Origin of the sequence: Arthrobacter sp. ISL-72 (genome assembly GCF_018613755.1) — a bacterium.
In the GTDB taxonomy this organism is placed as follows: domain Bacteria; phylum Actinomycetota; class Actinomycetes; order Actinomycetales; family Micrococcaceae; genus Arthrobacter.
Window position 1 is genome coordinate 56,018 of the sequence record NZ_JAGGPP010000001.1, and the last position, 19,071, is coordinate 75,088.

Here is a 19,071-nt window from a genome sequence, read left to right on the forward strand (position 1 = left end):
CATGCTGCCTCGGACCTATGGGAGGCCCAACGTCACACAACGCGACGGCAGGCGTATCCGGACAAGCAACGCCCTACCCTTGACAGGTGACATTCACTAAGATTCGCACCGCCGCCGCGAGCTCCCTCGCCGCCGCAGGTCTCCTGTTTACTCTCGCCGCCTGTTCCACGCCGGCCGCCACCCAGCCAACTACCTCTGCACCGGCTTCCCCGGCAACGGCTTCATCCACCGCCGCCTCCGGGCCCTGCGACGGTGTGAAGGTCATTGTCGATTCGGGCGCACTGAAGCAGGCTGCCGCTGATACGTCCGTTTGCGTGCCCGTGGACGCACCGACTTCCGCTTCCAAGGTGCTCGATGAGGCAAAGGTGAAAACCGAGGGCACTACCGAATATCCCAAGGAACTGGTGTGCCGTGTCAACGGTGTGCCCGCCGCAGATTTCGACATCGCCCACAAGGGCGGCACGTACCGGGAAGAATGCGGCAAGATGCCCGCTGCCTTCGCCTACTGGGCGCTCTGGGTTAAGCCGGTCTCCGGTGACTGGGCATACGCTCAGGAAGGCCTCGCCACCTTGAAGGTGAGCCCGGGAGAGAGCCTGGAACTGCTCTTCACGGTCGACGGCGAACCGGCCGCACCCGCGGCATGACCTTCCGACCCGCGCCGTTACGTGCAGGGGCGGCTCTCGCCGTCGTCTTCATCGCGGCGCGGGTCATTTACCGCATCCTTTTCAACGGAGCAGGCACCGGTGCACCGGTTCTGCTCAACCTGCCGCCGGTCCGGCTGCCCGCCCCGTACGCCCATGTGGTTCTCCTCGGCCCGGTAACGGCCCCTGGCCTGTGGGAGGCGGTCCTCTCCGCCCTGCCGATTGCCGGGATGATCCTCGCGTTCGCCATCATCAATGCCTGGGTGGATGTGGCCCGCGGCTTCGTGCACCTGGCCCGCGGCGGCCCACTGCAGGGCATTGCCCGGACGCTTGTGGTGGCTTGGGCGGCGCTCCCGGCGCTTTCCGACGCCGTGAGCTCCGTGCGCCTGGCTTTTCGACTGCGTGGTGAACGCTTCGGACCCCGCGCCCTTGTTCCCGTGCTCGAGCGCACCATCGAGCACGCCGCCCGGGTTGCCGCGGCCCTGGAGCTGCGGGGCTTTGGGAGCCGGGCAGCACACGAACCCGGCCGCAGTGAAGCACCCGTTCTCATCCGGGGCGCACAGTTCCGCATTGGTGACGCACAGGTGGACGTCGCCGTGTTCGCGCCGTCCAGCGGGTCAATCACGGTCATTACCGGGCCGACTGGCTCCGGGAAGTCCACCATCCTGCGGGGCATCGCGGGCCTCCTCTCCCACGTTGACGGCGGAGAAATTACCGGAACGCTGCACGTCGCCGGAACGGACCGTGCCACCACGCCGCCGCGCGATACCGCACGCCTCATCGGCGTCGTATTGCAGAATCCCCGCGCCGCATTCGCCACCACCCGCGTACGGGACGAAATCTCCCTCGCACTTGAGCTGCGCGGCGTGGCATCCGGTGACGCCAAGGCCTGGGTGCTGGAGGTCGCGGAGCGCATCGGAGTGTCGGCGCTGCTGGACCGGAATCTCAGCACTCTCTCAGCGGGTGAGGCAACGCTCGTGGCCATCGCCGCCGCGGTGGTGGAGCATCCGGCCCTTCTCCTGGTTGACGAGCCCCTGGCCGACCTAGACACCGAAGCACGCGGGCGCGTCATCGCCGCGCTCAACACCCTCGCCCGCGAAGCGGGTGTCTGCGTCATCGTGGCGGAGCACCGCGCGGAGCCGCTCGTACCGATTGCCGACTCGTGGTGGACCATCGACGACGGCGCCCTGGTGCCGGGAGTTGCGACATCCGCGCCTTCGCCCCCTGTTGTGGCCCGTCCTCCAGCGCCGGCGCAGCCTGCGGAGCAGGCGCCGGCGCACGTGCCCGTGCTGACCGCGACAAAGGTCGCGGTGCAGCGCGAGGGCAAGCCGCTCGTACGCGACGCATCCCTTACCCTGCACCGCGGCGAAGTGGTCGCCCTGGTGGGGCCGAACGGTGCCGGGAAGTCGTCCCTCCTTGTGGCGCTCGCCCTCGGTGAAGGCACACTCGGTGAAAGTACGGTCGACGGCGGCCGCGTTGCCCTCGTCCCGGATGCCTCGGACGACCTCTTCACCAGGGATACCGTCGCAGCAGAGCTCCGCGCGGCCGAGCGACGAAGGGTGCGCGCTTGGCGCCAGTCAGACCGCCGCTCAAACCGGCGCCGCCCGGGCAGTGACCAGCTTCCCCCAACGCCCGCGGAAGCACGCCTTGCCCGTTTGCGGGGGGACGTTCGGATTCCCATTGGACACGAGCATCCCCGGGACCTGTCTGCGGGGGAGCGCAGAATCCTTGCCATTGCGCTGCAGACCATGGACGACCCACAGGTACTGCTCATCGATGAGCCGACCCGCGGACTTGATCCGGCGGCGCGCACAGCAGTTTCGGCGGCGCTGAGGGCAGCAGCGGACGCTGGCGCGGCGGTCCTGATCGCCACACACGACCTTGATTTTGCGCACGGCCTCGGCGCCCGGATCCTCCCAATGCGTAACGGCGTGGCCCCCTCCTCAGTGGTGGCCAACGCGCCGGAACCGTCCCTCTTGTCTCCCCGGCAAGCAGGTGCCGGACCAAAACCAACGGTCATCGACGAACGGACGGACTCCAAAGCCGCGGGAAGACAGCGCCGTATCCGGATGCCACGGGCTGTCGAGCTCACTATCCTCGCAGCGGCAAACCTTCTGGCGCTCGGTGCATTCTGCTGGCCGCTGCTCGCTGCCGCCCTCCCGGAGGATGCCGCCGCGGCCGTCCCCTACGCGGCGCTGGCTATTGCACCCCTTGCCGCGGTCGCCGTCGTGGTGTCCTTGGACGGCTCGGTCCGCTCCGCGCACACGGTGGCGTTGCTCGGCGTCCTGGCCGCCGTCGGTTCGGCGGTGCGGGTGGCGAGCACCGGCGTCGGCGGCGTAGAGGCAGTCTTTATCCTGCTGATCCTGGCCGGCCGGGCCTTCGGTGCCCGTTTCGGCCTGCTCCTTGGCGCCACCACCATCGCCGTCTCAAGCGCGTTGTGGGGTGGGATCGGCCCCTGGACACCGTTCCAGATCTTCGCCTGTGCGTGGGTGGGCGCGGGGGCCGGCCTGCTCCCCCGCCGGGTGCGGGGCAGAGCGGAACTGTGGATGCTGTGCGGCTACGGCATCCTGGCGTCCTACGTGTTCGGCCTGCTGACCAATCTGTGGTTCTGGCCCTTTGCAGTCGGTGCCGGCACCGGGATCTCCTACGTGGCCGGCGCGCCGCTGGCCACCAATCTCTCCAGCTTCCTGCTCTACTCGCTTGTGACTTCGACGGCGGGCTGGGACACCGTGCGTGCCATCACCACGATCATAGGAATCAGCGTGGTGGGTCGGGCCATTCTCGCTGCACTGCGGCGGGTCAAGCCGGTCTCCAGCTCGGGCGGAAGCGCCGGCGGTCAAGCCGCGCGAACTCCATCCGGCCGGGCCAAGGACCGGCGTCAACTCACACCTTGAAGTACTTCGCCTCCGGGTGGTGGAACACGAACGCGTCGGTGGACTGTTCGGGGTGCAACATCAGCTCATCGCTCAGGATCACGCCCATCCGCTCGGGGTGCAGCAGTTCCACCACCTTGCGGCGGTCCTCCATGTCCGGGCACGCGGGGTATCCGAGCGAGAAGCGCGCACCGCGGTAGTCGAGCTTGAACAGGCCAGCCTTGTCCTTCGGCTCCTCGGCCGCGAAACCCAGCTCCGAGCGGATGCGCGCATGCCAGAACTCCGCAAGCGCCTCGGTGAGCTGCATGACCAAACCGTTGAGCTCGTAGTAATCACGGTAGTGATTGCCCTTGAACAGCTCCGCGGTCACCTCATCGACATTGCCGCCGGCGGTGACCAGCTGCACCGGCAGCACGTCCACCTGCCCCAACTCGCGCGAGCGCACGAAGTCGGCGAGGCACAGGTGCCGGTCGCGGCGCTGGCGCGGGAAGTCGAAACGCAGCCGCTCGGTGCCGAGCGGACCGCCTGATCCGCCGTCGGGCGCGAGAAGTCCCGCGGTGCCGAGGACGCCGTCGCGATCCTCTCCGTGGTGCAGCACCACCACCTGTTCCCCCTCGGAGACCACCGGGAAATAGCCATACGCGACGGACGCGTCGAGCATTCCCTCGCCGAGGATGCGGTCCATCCAGTACCGCAGGCGCGGCCGGCCCTCGCGTTCCACCAGTTCCTCATAGGAGGCGCCGTCCTCGCCGCGGCCGGGCTTGAGCCCCCACTGCCCCATGAAGGTGGCGCGCTCATCGAGGAAAGCCGCGAAGTCGTGGAGTGCCACGCCGCGCACGATACGCGTGCCCCAGAACGGCGGCGAAGGCACGTGATTGTCGGCGGCGACGTCGGAACGGCCAGGCATGGCCTCCGGCTCGGTCAACGTGACCTTCGCACCCGTCCGGTGGAGGCGCTTCTTCAAAGCGGGGAGTCCGACCGCGTCCGGCGCCTCGCCGCGCGCAATGCGCACCAGCGGCTCCATCAGCGAAAGGCCCTCGAAGGCGTCCTTCGCGTACCGGACCTCGCCGTCGAACTGGCCCGCCAGGTCCTGCTCGACGTAGGCGCGGGTCAGGGCTGCGCCACCGAGGATCACCGGCCACTTCTTCCCAAGGCCCCGGGACTGCAGCTCCGCAAGGTTCTCCTTCATCACGACGGTGGACTTCACAAGCAGCCCCGACATGCCGATCACGTCTGCGTCGTGTTCCTCCGCCGCGGCGATGATGTCGGCGATCGGCTGCTTGATGCCGAGGTTGATCACCTTGTATCCGTTGTTGGTGAGGATGATGTCCACCAGGTTCTTGCCGATGTCGTGAACATCGCCGCGCACGGTGGCGATCACCATGGTGCCCTTGCCCGAAGCATCCGACTTCTCCATGTGCGGCTCGAGCAGCGCGACGGCGTTTTTCATCACCTCGGCGGACTGCAGCACGAACGGCAGCTGCATTTCGCCGGCGCCGAAGCGCTCGCCCACAACCTTCATGCCCTCGAGCAGATAGTCGTTGATGATGCCGAGCGGGGTCATGCCTTCGCTGCGGGCAAGGTCGAGGTCCTCTTCGAGGCCCTTGCCCTCGCCGTCGATGATGCGCCGCTGCAGGCGTTCCCCGGTGGGCAGCGCCGCGAGTTCCGCCGCGCGCTGGTCGCGCAGCGCCGCGGTGTCGACGCCGGCGAACATGTCCAGCATGCTCGCCAGCGGGTCGTACGTGACATTGCCGTCGGCGTCGTACTCGCGGCGGTCCCAGACGAGGTCCAGCGCCACCTGGCGCTGCTCCTCCGGCAGTGACGCGAGCGGCACGATCTTGGCGGCGTCGATGATGCCGCTGGACAGGCCTGCCTGCACGGCCTCGTGCAGGAACACCGAGTTCAGTGCGATGCGCGCTGCCGGGTTCAGGCCAAAGGACACGTTGGAGACGCCGAGCGTGGTGTGGATGCCGGGATACTTTGTGGTGATCTGGCGGATGGCCTCGATAGTTTCGATGCCGTCCCGGCGGGTCTCTTCCTGGCCGGTGGCGATGGGGAAGGTCAGGCAGTCCACGATGATGTCTTCTACACGCATGCCCCACTCACCGACCAAAGCGTCGACGAGGCGCGAGGCGATGGCCACCTTGCCATCGGTGGTGCGTGCCTGGCCTTGCTCGTCGATGGTCAGGGCGATGACGGCGGTGCCGTGTTCCTTCACGAGCGGCATGATGCGCGCGAAGCGGCTGTCCGGGCCGTCGCCGTCCTCATAGTTGACGGAGTTGATGACCGGGCGCCCGCCGATGTGTTCGAGCCCGGCTTGCAGCACGGGCGGTTCGGTGGAGTCGATGACGAGCGGGAGCGTGGAGGCCGAAGCGAAACGTGAGACGACTTCCTTGATGTCGGCCACGCCGTCGCGCCCCACATAGTCGATGCACACATCGAGCAGGTGCGCGCCGACGCGGATCTGCTCCCGGGCAATATCGACGCAATCATCCCAGCGTTCTTCGAGCATCGCCTGGCGGAACGCCTTCGAGCCGTTCGCGTTGGTGCGCTCACCGATGGCGAGGTACGAGGATTCCTGGTCGAAATTCACGTGCTGGTAGAGGGAGGCGATGCCGGCTTCCCGTTCGGTGGGAACGCGGCCGCCGTCTGTTCCACGCCCGCCGCTGGTGACGGCGGCGCTGCTGCGGAAGGGTTCAAGGCGTTCGACGACGGCGGCCATGTGCTCGGGCGTCGTACCGCAACATCCGCCCACGAGGCCCAGGCCAAATTCCCGCACGAACTGCTCGTGCGAGGTGGCGAGTTCGGTGGGCGACAGCGGATAATGGGCGCCGTCGGCGGTGAGGACCGGCAGGCCTGCATTGGGCATGCAGGCGATCGCCACGGAGGACTGCTTGGACAGGTGGCGCAGGTGCTCGCTCATCTCATCCGGCCCGGTGGCACAGTTCAGGCCGATGGCGTCGACGCCGAGCGGCTCGAGCGCGGTGAGCGCCGCGCCGATCTCGGATCCCATCAGCATGGTTCCGGTGGTCTCGACGGTCACCTCGACGAAGATCGGGAGCCGGACGCCGCGGGCCACGATCGCCTGCTTGCAGCCGTTGACCGCGGCTTTGGTCTGCAGGAGATCCTGGCTCGTCTCGATGAGGAATGCATCCGCTCCCCCGTCGATGAGGCCCTCGGCCTGCAAGGCGAAGGTCTGTTTGAGGTAGTCGTAGCTGGTGTGCCCGAGGCTGGGGAGCTTGGTGCCCGGCCCCATCGAGCCCAGGACCCACCGCATCCGTCCGTCTACGGCTTCCGCAGCCTCCGCACGCTCGCGGGCGATCGCTGCCCCCTTCCGGGCGAGCTCTTCAATGCGGCCGTCGATGCCGTAGTCGGAGAGGTTTGACCAGTTGGCCCCGAAGGTGTTGGTTTCGACGGCGTCGATTCCCACGGCGAAGTACGCATCGTGAATGTCTCCGATGACATCCGGACGCGTATCATTGAGGATCTCGTTGCAGCCTTCCAGCCCCTGGAAATCGGTCTCGAGCGACAGTTCCCGGTCCTGCAGCATGGTGCCCATCGCCCCATCGGCAATGACGACCCGATGGTTCACTGCATCCAGAAGCGACTGGGAGCGAACGGGACGGGGGACGGGGTCGACGTCGAGCGCAAAACGAGGCATATAGAAAGACTACGGCGAGGCCCGACACATTGCGCCGTGTTTCCATGTGCTACGCCGCCGGGTGGTGCGGACCAGCCGCCGTGTGGGGACGTGGGCTTGAATTTGGGGCCAACCCATCCGGCGGGGACCACCGGATTCTCAGCGGTCAGCCCGCGCCCTGGCCCTCGCGGGCCGTCTCCTCCAGAATCCTGGCTGCCGGCGCTGCCGTCATCAGCTGCCCTATCACCTCCGGTTTGTCCCACACATCGCTGCGGAGCCGTTCCAGAAAGCCGTTCGCAGCATCCCTGGTGTCAAAGTCAAGGAGCACGGCCACGCTGTTCTGGTCATCTGCATCCCGGAACAGGCGGACAGACCTGGCGCCGGAGGCAGCGCGGCCGGCAGGATCGCTGTCGAATACTTTCTTGAAAGCCTCGTAGTCCCGGACTGGATAGCTGATCTGCAAGGTGAACATCGTCTTTCCTCTCGCTCGGGCTGTGTCAGGTCAAAGATAGGCCTTCCAGCGTCATCCCGGTAGGGCCGGAGGGCCGGGCCTACCGGTGCTGCGCTGCCCTCTTTGCGTGTGTATCCGCGCCCCTACAGCGCCGACCAGCCGCCGGTTAAACTTCCGCCACAGGAGCCGCGAACTGCGCCTCATACAGCCGCGCGTAAGCCCCGCCGGCAGCCAACAACGAAGCGTGCGTCCCCTGTTCCACGATCTGGCCGGCCTCCATCACCAGGATGAGGTCGGCGTCGCGGATCGTGGACAGGCGGTGGGCGATCACGAAGCTCGTCCGGTCGGACCGCAGCGCGCTCATCGCCTTCTGCACCAGCACCTCGGTGCGGGTGTCCACCGAGCTCGTCGCCTCGTCCAGGATCAGCACGGAAGGCCGGGCCAGGAACGCCCGGGCAATCGTCAGCAGCTGCTTCTCGCCCGCGGAGACGTTGGAGCCCTCGTCCTCCAGCACGGTGTCGTACCCTTCCGGCAGAGAGTGCACGAACCGGTCCACGTACGTCGCCTGCGCCGCCACCAGGATCTCCTCCTCCGTCGCCGAGGGACGCCCGTATGCGATGTTGTCCCGGATGGTCCCGCCGAACAGCCACGTATCCTGCAGCACCATCCCCATCCGTGAGCGCAGCTCGTTGCGCGTCATCGTGGTGACGTCCACGCCGTCGAGCGTTATCCGCCCCGCATCAAGCTCGTAAAACCGCATCATCAGGTTCACCAGCGTCGTCTTCCCGGCCCCCGTGGGCCCGACAATCGCCACCGTCTGCCCCGGCTCCGCCACCAGGCTCAGGTCCGAAATCAACGGCTTGTCCGGCGAATACGAGAACGAGACGTTCTCGAACACCAGACGGCCCCGCCCACCAACAGGAGCAGAGCCCGCAGCCTCGGCCGACTGCTCCTCCTCATCCAGGAGCTCGAACACCCGCTCTGCCGACGCCACCCCGGACTGCAGCAGGTTGGCCATGGACCCCAGCTGGGCCAGCGGCTGGGTGAACTGCCGCGAGTACTGGATGAACGCCTGCACATCGCCTAGCTGCATCGCCCCGGAAGCCACCTGCAGGCCGCCCACCACGGCGATGCCCACGTACACCAGGTTCCCGATGAACGTCATGGCCGGCATGATCAGTCCGGAGATGAACTGCGCTCCGAAGCTCGCCTGGTATAACTCCGCGTTCTTCTGCCGGAACCGCTCCCCCACCTCCTGCTGCCGTCCGAACACCTTCACCAGCGCATGCCCGGTGTAGGTCTCCTCGATCTGCCCGTTCAGTTCGCCGGTGTGCTTCCACTGCGCCACGAACAGCTTCTGCGAGCGCTTGGCGATCATCGCCGTCGTCACCAGCGTGAGTGGAATCGTCACCAGCGCAATCAGCGCCAGCGTGGGCGAGAGCAGGAACATCATCAGCAGCACACCCAGCACGGTCAGCAGCGACGTGACCGCCTGGCTGATGGACTGCTGCAGGCTCTGCGAGATGTTGTCGACGTCGTTGGTCACGCGGCTGAGCAGCTCACCGCGCTGGATCGAATCGAAATACCGCAGCGGCAGCCGGTGGATCTTCGCCTCGATCCGCTCCCGCAGCCGGTACACGGTCCGCTGCACCACCCCATTGAGTACGTACGCCTGCACCCACATGAACGCCGAAGCCAATACATACAACGCGAGCGCCCACAGCAGCACGCTGGCCAGCGCCGTGAAGTCGATCCCCGTTCCGGGCGTCAGCGCCATGGCACTGAGCATGTCCGCCTTCTGGTTCTCCCCCGCGGCCCGCAGCTGCGCGATCAGCTGGGCCTTGCTCATCCCGGCCGGAAGCTGCTTGGATACGACGCCGGCGAAGATGATGTTGGTGCCCTCGCCCAGTAGCCGCGGCCCGATCACCGACAACGTCACCCCGGCGACGCTCAGCGCAATCACCAGCACCAGCCACAACCGCTCCGGCCGGAGCTGGCCCAGCAGCCGCCTGGCTGACGGCCAGAAGTTCAGCGCCTTTTCGGCGGGGATGTTCATCCCCGCGAACGGCCCTCCGCGGCCGGGCCCCATCGGCGGACGCGGCGGGCGCCCGACGGCGGTGGTCCCGGTTTCCGGGACCGGTCCCGTTCGGGTGGGGGTGCTGCGCCCGCTCATACCGCCTCCTCCGCTGCCAGCTGCGAGGACACGATCTCCCTGTACGTCTCGGACGTCTCCAGCAACTCGTCGTGCGTGCCCTGCCCAATGATCCTGCCGTCGTCGAGCACCAGGATCTGGTCCGCGTCGGCGATGCTGGACACGCGCTGGGCGATGATCACCAGGGTGGCCCCCGAGGTGTCATGCCGCAGGGCCCTGCGCAGCCGGGCATCCGTCGCGGTGTCCAGCGAGGAGAACGAGTCGTCGAAAATGTAGAGCTCGGGCCGTTTCACCAGCGCCCGGGCAATCGCGATCCGCTGCCGCTGCCCGCCGGAGACGTTGGTGCCGCCCTGCGAAATCGGTGCGTCCAGCCCGCCCTCCATCTCCCGGACGAAGTCCTGTGCCTGCGCCGTGGCCAGCGCCCGCCACAGCTCGTCCTCGGAGGCGTCCGGCTTGCCGTACAGCAGGTTGCTGCGCACCGTGCCGGAGAACAGGTACGGCCGCTGCGGCACCAGCCCGATATGACCCCAGAGCTGGTCCGGGTGCAGCTCGCGGACGTCCACGCCGTCGAACTTCACTGAGCCGCTGGTGGCGTCGAAAAGCCGCGGCAGCAGGTTCACCAGCGTGGTCTTGCCGGACCCGGTGCTGCCGATGATTGCGGTCGTCTGCCCCGACCGGGCAGTGAAACTGACGTTGCTGAGCACGGGCTGCTCGGCACCCGGGTAGGCGAATCCGACGTCGTGTATCTCCAGCTCGCCGCTGCCCGCCCCTCCCCGGCCGGTACCGGCGGCGACCGGACGCTCCGGCGGCCGCACGCTCGACTCCGTGTTCAGCACCTGCCCGATCCGGTCCGCCGAGACCGCGGCACGCGGGATCATCACGGCCATGAACGTGGCCATCATGACGGACATCAGGATCTGCATCAGGTAGCTGAGGAAGGCGATCAGCGTGCCCACCTGCATGGAACCGTCCTCGATCCGGAACGAGCCGAACCAGATCACCGCCACGCTGGAGACGTTCAGCACCAGCATCACCACGGGGAACGCGAGCGCCATGAGCCGGCCGGCCCGCAGCGCCGTGTCCGTGACGTCCTCGTTGGCCCGTCCGAACCGGGCCGTTTCGATGTCCTCCCGCACGAACGCCCGCACCACCCGGATGCCGGTGAGCTGCTCGCGGAGGACGCGGTTCACGGTGTCGATCCGGACCTGCATCTTGCGGAACAGGGGCACCATCCGGGTGACGATGAGCCCGACGGCGATCAGCAGCGCCGGCACGCTGACGGCTATCAGCCAGGACAGCTGCACGTCCTGCCGGATGGCCATGATCACGCCGCCGATGCTGAGCATGGGCGCGGCCACCATCAGCGTGGCGGACATCAGCACCAGCTGCTGGACCTGCTGGACGTCGTTGGTGGAGCGGGTGATGAGGCTCGGCGCCCCGAACCGGGTGACCTCCTGCTCAGAGAACTCCCCCACCCGGGTGAAGACGGCTCCGCGCAGGTCCCGGCCCAGGGCCATGGCCGCCTTCGCCCCGAAGTACACGGCAACCACCGCGCAGGCGATCTGCAGCAGGGTGATGACCAGCATGACGCTGCCCAGCCGCAGGATGTAGCCGGTATCCCCCTTGGCCACGCCCTCATCGATGATGTCCGCATTGAGGGTGGGCAGGTACAGCGACGCGATGGACTGCGCCAGCTGGAAAATCACGACGGCGATCAGCAGCCGCCGCTGCGGCCGCAGGTATTCAACGAGCAGTTTCCAGAGCATCCGGACTCCACATCACGCCGCGGGGTTCCGGGAAATCACCCGCGCAAACAGATTCGAAGGCCAGTGTACGTCTGGAAGCTTAGGGCGGACCGGGTTCCTCTCAGGGCGAAGCGGGCGGGCCTGCTACTCGAGGTGCACGCGAGCGGTAGGAGTGAAAATGGGGAGATGAGAAACACGGTGGCACTTCAGTGAGTAGGTTCGTTCTGATACCGGGAGCGGGCGGCGCAGCCTGGTACTGGAGCCACGTCGTCCCTCTGCTTCAGGGTGCCGGTCACGAAGCCGTCGCGGTCGATTTGCCCGGCCACGACGAAAGCGCAGGTCTGCCGGAGTACACGCGCCTGGTCCTCGATGCCGTCGGTGAGTTCCAGGATGTGGTGCTCGTCGCGCAGTCGCTGGGTGGTTTCACGGCCCCGCTCGTTTGCCAAAGGGCTTCCGTCCGAGAGCTTGTGCTGGTGAATGCGATGATCCCTGTACCGGGTGAGACTCCCGGTGCTTGGTGGGGCAACACCGGCTGGGCTGCCGCGCAGCAGGCCGCGGCGACGGCCCACGGCTACAGCCCCGACTTCGACGCAGACACCTACTTCCTGCATGACATTCCGCCGGAGGTGGCCGCTGAAGGGGAGCCTCATCAACGACCCGAAGCAGACACTGTCTTCGAGTCAGTGTGCGACTTCACGGAGTGGCCCAAAATCCCAACCCGCGTACTCACCGGAGAGGCAGACCGGTTCTTTCCAATGGGCTTCCAGCGACGGGTCGCCCTCGAACGCCTCGGTATCGAGCCTGATGTGGTGCCCGGCGGCCATCTCCTCGCACTGGCAAACCCCGATGGCGTGGCCAATTACCTGCTGCGCCGTTGAACGTACGGCCGCCTGTCCACGGCACCCCCGACCACGGACGGTACGCGCAGGCCAAAGTCGTCCTGGGACGGGATCGTCGGCGAAGGCTGAACAAGGCCACTTTCCGGAATTGGCTATGGTGCGCGCACGTCGCGGCCACCTACCGTGGACGGGTATGGACTCCCGCCGGAGTTGCCCGCAATCCCAAGAAGGACCAGCATGCCCACGGTTGTGAACGAATATCCCTTCTCCCAGGTAGACGTCTTCGCCCCCGGCCCCAAGGCCGGGAACCCGGTCGCCGTCGTCCATGAAGCGGACGGCCTGACCACCGAACAGATGCAGAGCTTCGCGAACTGGACCAACCTGTCGGAGACCACCTTCCTGCAGAAGCCAACGCACCCGGAAGCGGACTACAAGCTGAGGATTTTTACCCCGGCGTCCGAACTGCCGTTTGCCGGGCATCCCACGCTGGGCTCTGCCCACGCCTGGCTGGACAAGGGCGGCCAGCCCCGCCTTGACGGAGAGCTGGTCCAGGAATGCGCGGCAGGGCTGGTGAAAATCCGCCGTGCCGATACCGATCTTGCCTTCGCGGCACCGCCCCTCGTCCGCTCCGGCCCGGTTGAACCGGCGGTGCTGGAACAGGCCCTCGCCAGCCTCGGCATCGACGCCGGCCAGGTCCTTGGCAGCAACTGGGTGGACAACGGCCCGGGCTGGCTGGGAATCCGGCTGCAATCGGCACAGGCAGTGCTGAACCTGCAGCCCGACTTCGCCCTTATGGATCAGCTCTGCGTTGGCGTGATCGGAAGCTACCCGGAGGGAGGACCGGCGGACTTTGAGGTCCGGGCGTTCGTGCCCGGGTTCAGCGTTCCCGAAGATCCCGTAACCGGCAGCCTCAACGCCGGGCTGGCACAGTGGCTGATCAGCGAAGGCGTGGTGGACGGCAATTACACTGTCCAACAAGGCACCGTCCTGGGACGCGGCGGCCTGGTGGCCGTCACCGTCGAGGGTGAAAACATCTGGCTTGGCGGGGTTAGCCGCACAGTGGTGAGCGGCCGCGTTTCGCTGTGAGGTCGTGCGCCAGCTGACCACTCTCCGCAGAGCACGTCTGCCCAGGGCTGGCGCTCCACAGCTTTTCGTCTACGGCGCCCATGCTGCACGGACGGCCCGCGTTGCGAACGCCTCTACGGAATCGGGCAGGCAAAGTAAACGGCGCCAAGGTGCTGGCGGACCGCCAACTGCTGCGCTGGCTGCAAGTCTGCGTCCGGCGCTCACCCCAGACCATGTGCACAGGATTGCGTCCGCGGCCCGGGTGCCGCGAACATGGCACCGGAATCCGGCCCCGCAGACCGATCCGGCCGAACTTCAGCACCGCTTCAATTCACTCCGGGATCATGTGGACCGGGCACGACGGCGGCGCCTGCTGTGGGTGCTCGCCGCCGTCGCCGGCTTTATCACCTTGGTGAACGTCCTCCTCTAGCAAGCGCCGCAGTGGCAGCTGCTTCACCGTGCGGCCAGGCTCCCCTTATTGCGAGGGAACCGTGAGCTTGCTATAGAAGCTGCAGATGTCGGCGGACATGGCCTCCGGAGATTCGTGGGCCGCGTAGTGGCCATGTTCCGGGTACACCGCCCAGGCCGCGATGTTGCTGTGGTCACGCTGGGCGAAGCGCCGGATCGACTGGAAGTCCCTGCCGCCCGCGGCGAGGGCGATGGGCACGGTGGTGGGTCCTTCCGGGCGTTCTTGAGACTTGGCCATCTCGTAGTAGAACCGCACAGACGAAGCCATGGTCCGGGTGAACCAATAGACAGCGACGTTGGCCACAATGAAGTCATCGTCAAGGTCGTCACCGAAGAGCTGGCTGTTCCAGCCAAGAAGACCGGCGGGCGAGTCAGCCAAGGCATGGGCCAGCGTCTGCGGAGACTGGGACTGCAGCTGGTTGAAGGCCCCCATATTCTGCCAGAACCAGTTCAAGTGCTCGATTGCCGCTTCTTCCTCCGACGTCAGATCTGAAAATTCTGCGGGATCGCCGGTGGGGAAGGAAAAGAGCTGGGTGACGTGGACGCCAATAACGTGGGTGGGGTCCAGGCGACCGACCTCCGGGGAGATGATGGACCCGCCGTCGTTCCCGACGGCCCCGTAGCGTTCGTACCCCAGCCGGTACATGAGTTCCACCCAGGCTCTGGCCACGCGGTGTTGGTCCCAGCCCCGGTCTGTGGTGGGACCCGAGAAACCAAAGCCGGGCGTCGACGGAACCACCACGTCGTAGCCGGCCGCCACGAGGGGCTCGATGATGTCGAGGTATTCCACGATGGAACCCGGCCAGCCATGGGTGAGGATGAGCCCGGTTGCGTCGGCCTTGCCGCTTCGGACGTGCAGGAAGTGGATCTTCTGCCCGTCGATCTCTGTGATGAACTGGGGAAAGCTGTTCAGCCTCGCCTCGAAGGCACGCCAATCGAAACCGTTGCGCCAGTGGGCGAGGAGCCGCTGGACCCGGTCCACGGGAACTCCATAATCCGTGCCGGACCCGCAGGAATCCACAGCTTCAGATGGAGACGCCGGGCGTCTCAGTGGCCGCCGGGCCCAAGCAGCCCGCAACGACCAGATAATCCTTTCTGCGGCGCGGACCGTCTTTCTGCAAAATCCACAGGCGCCGGTAGCGGCTGTAGCGACGGCAGCTGGCGTGGGCATTTCAGCCCTGTACAGGCGCTATCCGGGGAAGGAACAGCTCCTGCAAAAGCTCTGCGCGGACGGTCTTAGAACTTTCATCTCAGTAGCCGAGCGGCATTCGGATGCACAACCAGACCCCTTCACTGCGCTCAAGGAGTTCGTCCGGGGCATAGTCGATGCCGAAGTCCACGCCCTGACCGTCAAGCTCGCAGGAACCTTCACGCCAACCCCGGAGCTCGGCGAACTATCCGCTCAGGCAGGCATTCTGGGCGAGGAAATGTTCAACCGCGCTTTCGAAGCGGGAACGCTGCGGGCAGATGCCGATGCCAACGATATTCCCATGATCTTTGAACAGCTCACTGCCATCCGTCTTCTTGACGAGGCACGCACCGTAGCCCTCCGCCACCGCTACCTGGATGTCCTGATGGATGGACTCCGCTCCAATCCGGGCGCAGAAGCGCTCTCGGCCCCTCCCCCAAGCAGCGAGGAACTTGGGGAGCGCTGGGTGCCTCGAAAGTCCCAGCAGAGCGCCCCCTGACACCTTGGGACCGTTCCCCGCCATATAGGAAAACCCGCTCAAGTCCTCGCGCCCAAGGTCACAGATAAGGACAGTCGCTGACCAGCCGCACCGTGGTGAGCGGTCGCGTTTCGCTCTAGGTCCGCGACGATCGAGCGTCAGCCTTTCAGCGGATTCACCCGGTACCGCACATGGGTAACGAGGCGGGTACCGCTCACTTCCGTCTGCTCAAGCTCGACGTTGGCAACGCCGTCCAGAAGCCGCTCGCCCGCGCCCAGGAGCATGGGCGAGATGTGGAGTCGCAGCTCGTCGATCAGCCCCGCCGAAAGGTATTGGCGGACGGTCTGCGCTCCGCCGGCAATGGCCACGTCCTTGCTGCCAGCGGCTTTCCGCGCTTGGGCCAGCGCCGATTCGATGCCATCGGTCACGAAGTTGAACGTGGTGCCGCCCTGCATCTCCAGGGGCTCGCGTGGGTGATGGGTGAGAACGAACACGGGTGCGTGATAGGGCGGCTCGTCACCCCACCATCCCCGCCATTCCTCATCCCACGCCCCAGGTCCTGCGAACATGTTCCGTCCCATAATGTAGGCGCCGGCTTCGAGGATGCCTTCGAGCGCGGCCGCGTTGGCCTCGGGTTCGAACATCCACCTGTGTAGGAGCTCGCCGCCCTCGCCCAAGGGGTCCGTCATACTTTGGTTCGGCCCGGCCAGGAATCCGTCGAGGGAGATCGTCAGATCGCACGTGACTTGGCTCATGCGCCCATCATGTCACCACACGGTGGTTCGGGCTCCGCAATTTCCCCGCAGATGACCCGGCCGAACGAGACCAACAGCGAACACGGAGGACGAGGTGTGTACTTCAAAGACCCCGCCGGGCACGCCGTCGAACTCATCACCCGGCCCTACCTCCAATAGCGCAAGATGCACCCGGGCAAGACGGAAACCCGGCCGCTCAGGAAAAGTCCTTCAACGCCTCCGTCAGGAGGCGGCCAGGCGGGCCGAGCCGCCTGTGGATGCCATTGGAGGCCACCAGTTCCCCGGCGATGACGACGTCGGTGACGTCGCTGGCCGTGGCGCTGAAGGGAAACTGCAGTGCCTCGGAACCGGCCGTGCGGGCCGAACCGGGATCCACGGCCATCAGGTCGCAGACCACTCCGACCTCCAGAGCTGACGGAGCGATGGGTGTGGCCATTGAACCGGCGGCCGCGTCCGTGGCGGCCTGCAGCAGCTCCCGCGGCGAAAACCTGCCGCGCTGGCCGGAGCCGAGCCGTTCTCCATGTTCCAGCGTGCGCATTTCGATCCACGGATCGATCACGGCGTGCTGGTCCGTGCCCAGCGCAATGGTGGCTCCGGCGTCGGACAACGCGCGCGCCGGGCCGATGCCGTCGGCAAGGTCGGCCTCGGTGCTGGGGCACATCACCACGGTGGCGCCGGCATTGCCGAGCAGGGCGATGTCGCCTTCCGTCAAGTGCGTGGCGTGCACGGCCGAAAGCCGCTGGGAAAGCAGTCCGTGGCGCGCAAGCAGGGCTGCGGGGGTAACGCCGTAGGCCTTGAGGCACGCCTCGTTCTCCGCCGGCTGTTCGCTGAGGTGGATGTGAAGAGGCATGTCCTTGGGCAGCTGCGCGGCCACCACCGCCAGGTCCTTGTCGGGAACCCCGCGCACGGAATGCAGCGCGGCCCCCACACCGACCATCTCCGGGGGAAAGCTTCGAGCTATTTCGGACCGGAGCGAGGCGAGTCTCTTCAGCCAGGCGTGGACGTCGGCGTCGCCGAACCGCGCCTGCTCGGCACTCAGCGGCGTTCCGATGCCTCCGGCCAGGTACAGGGTGTCCAAGAGCGTCAGGCGGATCCCGGCGGCCACTGCCGCCCGGGCCAGGGCCAGTTCCATGGCGTGCGGTTCCGAGTAGGGGGCCCCGTCCGGCTGATGGTGGACATAGTGAAACTCGGCCACGCTGCTGAAACCTGCCACCACCATCTCCGCGAACACGGCGGTGGCGAGCTTCTCATAGGCCTCAGGTGTCAGCTCGCCCGCGCTCCGGTACATCTGCTCCCGCCATACCCAGAAGTCGCCGCGCCCGTCATGGGTCCGCCCGCGCAGGATCCGGTGGAAGGCGTGGGAGTGGGCGTTGGCCGCAGTCGGAAAGATGACGCCCTTCAAAACCTGGTCGCCGGGCTGCGGCTCCGCACCCGGTGTGATCGTGGCAATCCGGCCGTCCCGGACGTCCAGCCGCACTGACGCGAGCGCCGCGCCGGCTGCCGCCGGGCCGCCGTCGACCGCCACAACAGCCGACTCACACCAAAACGCGCTCACAGCAGGCCTGCCAGGACATCCGCCAGGGCCTCGGCGCCGGCGTTGGCGTCCTCGTCAGCGACATACTCTTCCGGGGAATGCGAAATGCCGCTGGGATTGCGGACGAACAGCATCGCGGACGGCACATGCGCGGAGAGCACGCCGGCGTCGTGGCCGGCCCCGGTGGCCAGCACGGGGGCCCCAGGCAGGATCCCGCTGATCCGGCGGGTCAGTCCGGGGTCGAAATGGACGGTGTCACTGTAGGACTCCTCGGTGAGGGAAACGGAGCATCCCTCACCGGCCGCAATCTGCTGGGCAGTGCCGTAAATCGATTCGATCAGCCGGGCGGTGACGGCGTCGTCGGGATGGCGGGCGTCCAGCCACATGTCAACGCGAGAGGCAATGACGTTGGTTCCGCCTGGCACCGGCATCAGTCGTCCGACAGTGGCACGCGCGTCCGGCTGCGCCGCGGCGGTGTCGCGGACAGCAACGATCATCTTTGCAGCCGCAACCATCGGATCCGCCCGGTCCGCCATCAGGGTGGTCCCGGCGTGGTTGCCCTGGCCGCTGATGCTCAGCTTCCAGCGCCCGTGCCCGAGTATGGAGCTTCCGACGGCGATGGCCGGGCCGTGCTCCCCAAGACCTTTGCCCTGCTCGACATGGAGTTCCACAAAGTCGCCGATCCGGGCTAGGGCCTGGGGATCCGGACCGACGTGCCGGGGATCGAGGCCGTTCACCCGTGCGACGTCCGCAAACGTGTTGCCGTCGCCGTCACGCAGGTTGCGAGCCTTGTCGACGTCGATGGCTCCGGTGAGAAGGCGGGATCCGAGGCAGGCCACACCGAAGCGGGAGCCCTCCTCTTCCGGGAACACCGTGATGGCCAGGGACCGGTTCGGCACTTTTCCGCGGGCAATAAGGATGTCGACGGCGGCGAGTGCTGAGGCGACGCCGAGAGGGCCGTCAAAGGCCCCTCCTCCCGGCACGGAATCGAGGTGGCTGCCCGTGACCAGGGCACCGTCCTGCGGCTTGCCCCACCACGCCCAGATGATGCCGTTGCGGTCGGTCTCCACGGCAAGTTCACGCTGGAGCGCCTGTTCGATGAACCATGCCCTCAGGTCGAGCTCCGCGGTCGAATAAACAGCGCGGGAGTAGCCTCCGCGAACCGTGTCTCGGCCCACGTCCTTGATCGAGTCAAGGAGCTGATTGACGGTTTCCAAATCAACCTCCGAATAGTACGCGCA

Annotated in this window: 15 protein-coding genes; 7 read left to right on the forward strand and 8 right to left on the reverse strand. The window is 66.8% G+C overall.

The genetic code is table 11. From position 1 onward, the window contains the following. Positions 1-86 precede the first annotated feature (86 nt). Both J7I92_RS00310 and J7I92_RS00315 read left to right on the forward strand, forming a co-directional pair. Positions 87-644, forward strand: coding sequence for a hypothetical protein (locus J7I92_RS00310; protein ID WP_214835768.1), 558 nt, complete (start codon positions 87-89; stop codon positions 642-644). Continuing rightward, positions 641-3,535, forward strand: a complete 2,895-nt coding sequence (locus J7I92_RS00315) for an ATP-binding cassette domain-containing protein (protein WP_214835770.1) — start codon at positions 641-643, stop codon at positions 3,533-3,535. The genes J7I92_RS00310 and J7I92_RS00315 overlap by 4 nt, the downstream gene beginning before the upstream one ends. Here the strand turns inward: J7I92_RS00315 and metH are convergent. The 4 genes from metH to J7I92_RS00335 form a co-directional block, all read right to left on the reverse strand. Then, positions 3,525-7,175, reverse strand: coding sequence for a methionine synthase (gene metH, locus J7I92_RS00320; RefSeq protein ID WP_214835772.1), 3,651 nt, complete (start codon positions 7,173-7,175; stop codon positions 3,525-3,527). The two genes, J7I92_RS00315 and metH, sit on opposite strands and share 11 nt — an antisense overlap. Before the next feature lie 145 nt (positions 7,176-7,320). Continuing rightward, positions 7,321-7,626 carry a hypothetical protein gene (locus J7I92_RS00325; protein ID WP_214835774.1) on the reverse strand — a complete coding sequence of 102 codons (306 nt, stop codon included), beginning with the start codon at positions 7,624-7,626 and terminating at the stop codon, positions 7,321-7,323. A 145-nt stretch (positions 7,627-7,771) separates the two neighbouring features. Next, entirely contained in the window at positions 7,772-9,778 is a 2,007-nt protein-coding gene (locus J7I92_RS00330; protein ID WP_285290041.1) for an ABC transporter ATP-binding protein, read from the reverse strand. Then, positions 9,775-11,523 (reverse strand): ABC transporter ATP-binding protein, encoded by a 1,749-nt coding sequence (locus tag J7I92_RS00335; protein WP_214835776.1) that lies wholly within the window; start codon positions 11,521-11,523, stop codon positions 9,775-9,777. Before J7I92_RS00335 ends, J7I92_RS00330 begins: the two co-directional genes overlap by 4 nt. Before the next feature lie 188 nt (positions 11,524-11,711). Between J7I92_RS00335 and J7I92_RS00340 the strand changes: the two genes are divergently transcribed. The 3 genes from J7I92_RS00340 to J7I92_RS00350 all read left to right on the forward strand — a co-directional run bounded on the left by J7I92_RS00340 (position 11,712) and on the right by J7I92_RS00350 (position 13,836). Beyond that, positions 11,712-12,380: an alpha/beta fold hydrolase gene (locus J7I92_RS00340; RefSeq protein WP_214835778.1), complete on the forward strand. Its 669-nt coding sequence runs from the start codon at positions 11,712-11,714 to the stop codon at positions 12,378-12,380. Positions 12,381-12,578: 198 nt separating this feature from the next. Further along, positions 12,579-13,427: a PhzF family phenazine biosynthesis protein gene (locus tag J7I92_RS00345; RefSeq protein ID WP_214835781.1), complete on the forward strand. Its 849-nt coding sequence runs from the start codon at positions 12,579-12,581 to the stop codon at positions 13,425-13,427. Between the two features lie 214 nt (positions 13,428-13,641). Beyond that, entirely contained in the window at positions 13,642-13,836 is a 195-nt protein-coding gene (locus tag J7I92_RS00350) for a hypothetical protein (protein ID WP_214835784.1), read from the forward strand. Positions 13,837-13,881: 45 nt separating this feature from the next. On the opposite strand, the gene J7I92_RS00355 is transcribed toward J7I92_RS00350, so the two are convergent. After that, on the reverse strand, positions 13,882-15,045 hold the full coding sequence (locus tag J7I92_RS00355; protein WP_251039284.1) for an epoxide hydrolase family protein: 1,164 nt from the start codon (positions 15,043-15,045) through the stop codon (positions 13,882-13,884). Between J7I92_RS00355 and J7I92_RS00360 the strand changes: the two genes are divergently transcribed. Further along, positions 14,963-15,562 (forward strand): TetR family transcriptional regulator, encoded by a 600-nt coding sequence (locus tag J7I92_RS00360; protein WP_311380024.1) that lies wholly within the window; start codon positions 14,963-14,965, stop codon positions 15,560-15,562. The genes J7I92_RS00355 and J7I92_RS00360 overlap by 83 nt on opposite strands. A gap of 137 nt (positions 15,563-15,699) precedes the next feature. Here J7I92_RS00360 and J7I92_RS00365 read toward each other — a convergent pair whose 3' ends face one another. After that, entirely contained in the window at positions 15,700-16,296 is a 597-nt protein-coding gene (locus J7I92_RS00365) for a dihydrofolate reductase family protein (RefSeq protein WP_214835794.1), read from the reverse strand. Between the two features lie 9 nt (positions 16,297-16,305). On the opposite strand from J7I92_RS00365, the gene J7I92_RS00370 reads away from it, so the two are divergent. Next, complete coding sequence (locus J7I92_RS00370) at positions 16,306-16,455, forward strand: hypothetical protein (RefSeq protein WP_251039286.1); 150 nt, start codon at positions 16,306-16,308, stop codon at positions 16,453-16,455. A 37-nt stretch (positions 16,456-16,492) separates the two neighbouring features. Here J7I92_RS00370 and J7I92_RS00375 read toward each other — a convergent pair whose 3' ends face one another. Together J7I92_RS00375 and J7I92_RS00380 are read right to left on the reverse strand one after the other, a co-directional pair. After that, entirely contained in the window at positions 16,493-17,851 is a 1,359-nt protein-coding gene (locus J7I92_RS00375) for a formimidoylglutamate deiminase (RefSeq protein WP_214835797.1), read from the reverse strand. After that, positions 17,848-19,047 carry an allantoate amidohydrolase gene (locus J7I92_RS00380; protein ID WP_214835800.1) on the reverse strand — a complete coding sequence of 400 codons (1,200 nt, stop codon included), beginning with the start codon at positions 19,045-19,047 and terminating at the stop codon, positions 17,848-17,850. Before J7I92_RS00380 ends, J7I92_RS00375 begins: the two co-directional genes overlap by 4 nt. Positions 19,048-19,071: the final 24 nt, after the last annotated feature.

Bases quoted from the DNA above. Each gene is read 5' to 3' on its own strand.
- J7I92_RS00365 (WP_214835794.1), bottom strand. From the start codon at position 16,296: ATGAGCCAAGTCACGTGCGATCTGACGATCTCCCTCGACGGATTCCTG.
- J7I92_RS00345 (WP_214835781.1), top strand. From the start codon at position 12,579: ATGCCCACGGTTGTGAACGAATATCCCTTCTCCCAGGTAGACGTCTTC.
- metH (WP_214835772.1), bottom strand. From the start codon at position 7,175: ATGCCTCGTTTTGCGCTCGACGTCGACCCCGTCCCCCGTCCCGTTCGC.
- J7I92_RS00315 (WP_214835770.1), top strand. From the start codon at position 641: ATGACCTTCCGACCCGCGCCGTTACGTGCAGGGGCGGCTCTCGCCGTC.
- J7I92_RS00355 (WP_251039284.1), bottom strand. From the start codon at position 15,045: ATGCCCACGCCAGCTGCCGTCGCTACAGCCGCTACCGGCGCCTGTGGA.
- J7I92_RS00325 (WP_214835774.1), bottom strand. From the start codon at position 7,626: ATGTTCACCTTGCAGATCAGCTATCCAGTCCGGGACTACGAGGCTTTC.
- J7I92_RS00335 (WP_214835776.1), bottom strand. From the start codon at position 11,523: ATGCTCTGGAAACTGCTCGTTGAATACCTGCGGCCGCAGCGGCGGCTG.
- J7I92_RS00370 (WP_251039286.1), top strand. From the start codon at position 16,306: ATGTCACCACACGGTGGTTCGGGCTCCGCAATTTCCCCGCAGATGACC.
- J7I92_RS00330 (WP_285290041.1), bottom strand. From the start codon at position 9,778: ATGAGCGGGCGCAGCACCCCCACCCGAACGGGACCGGTCCCGGAAACC.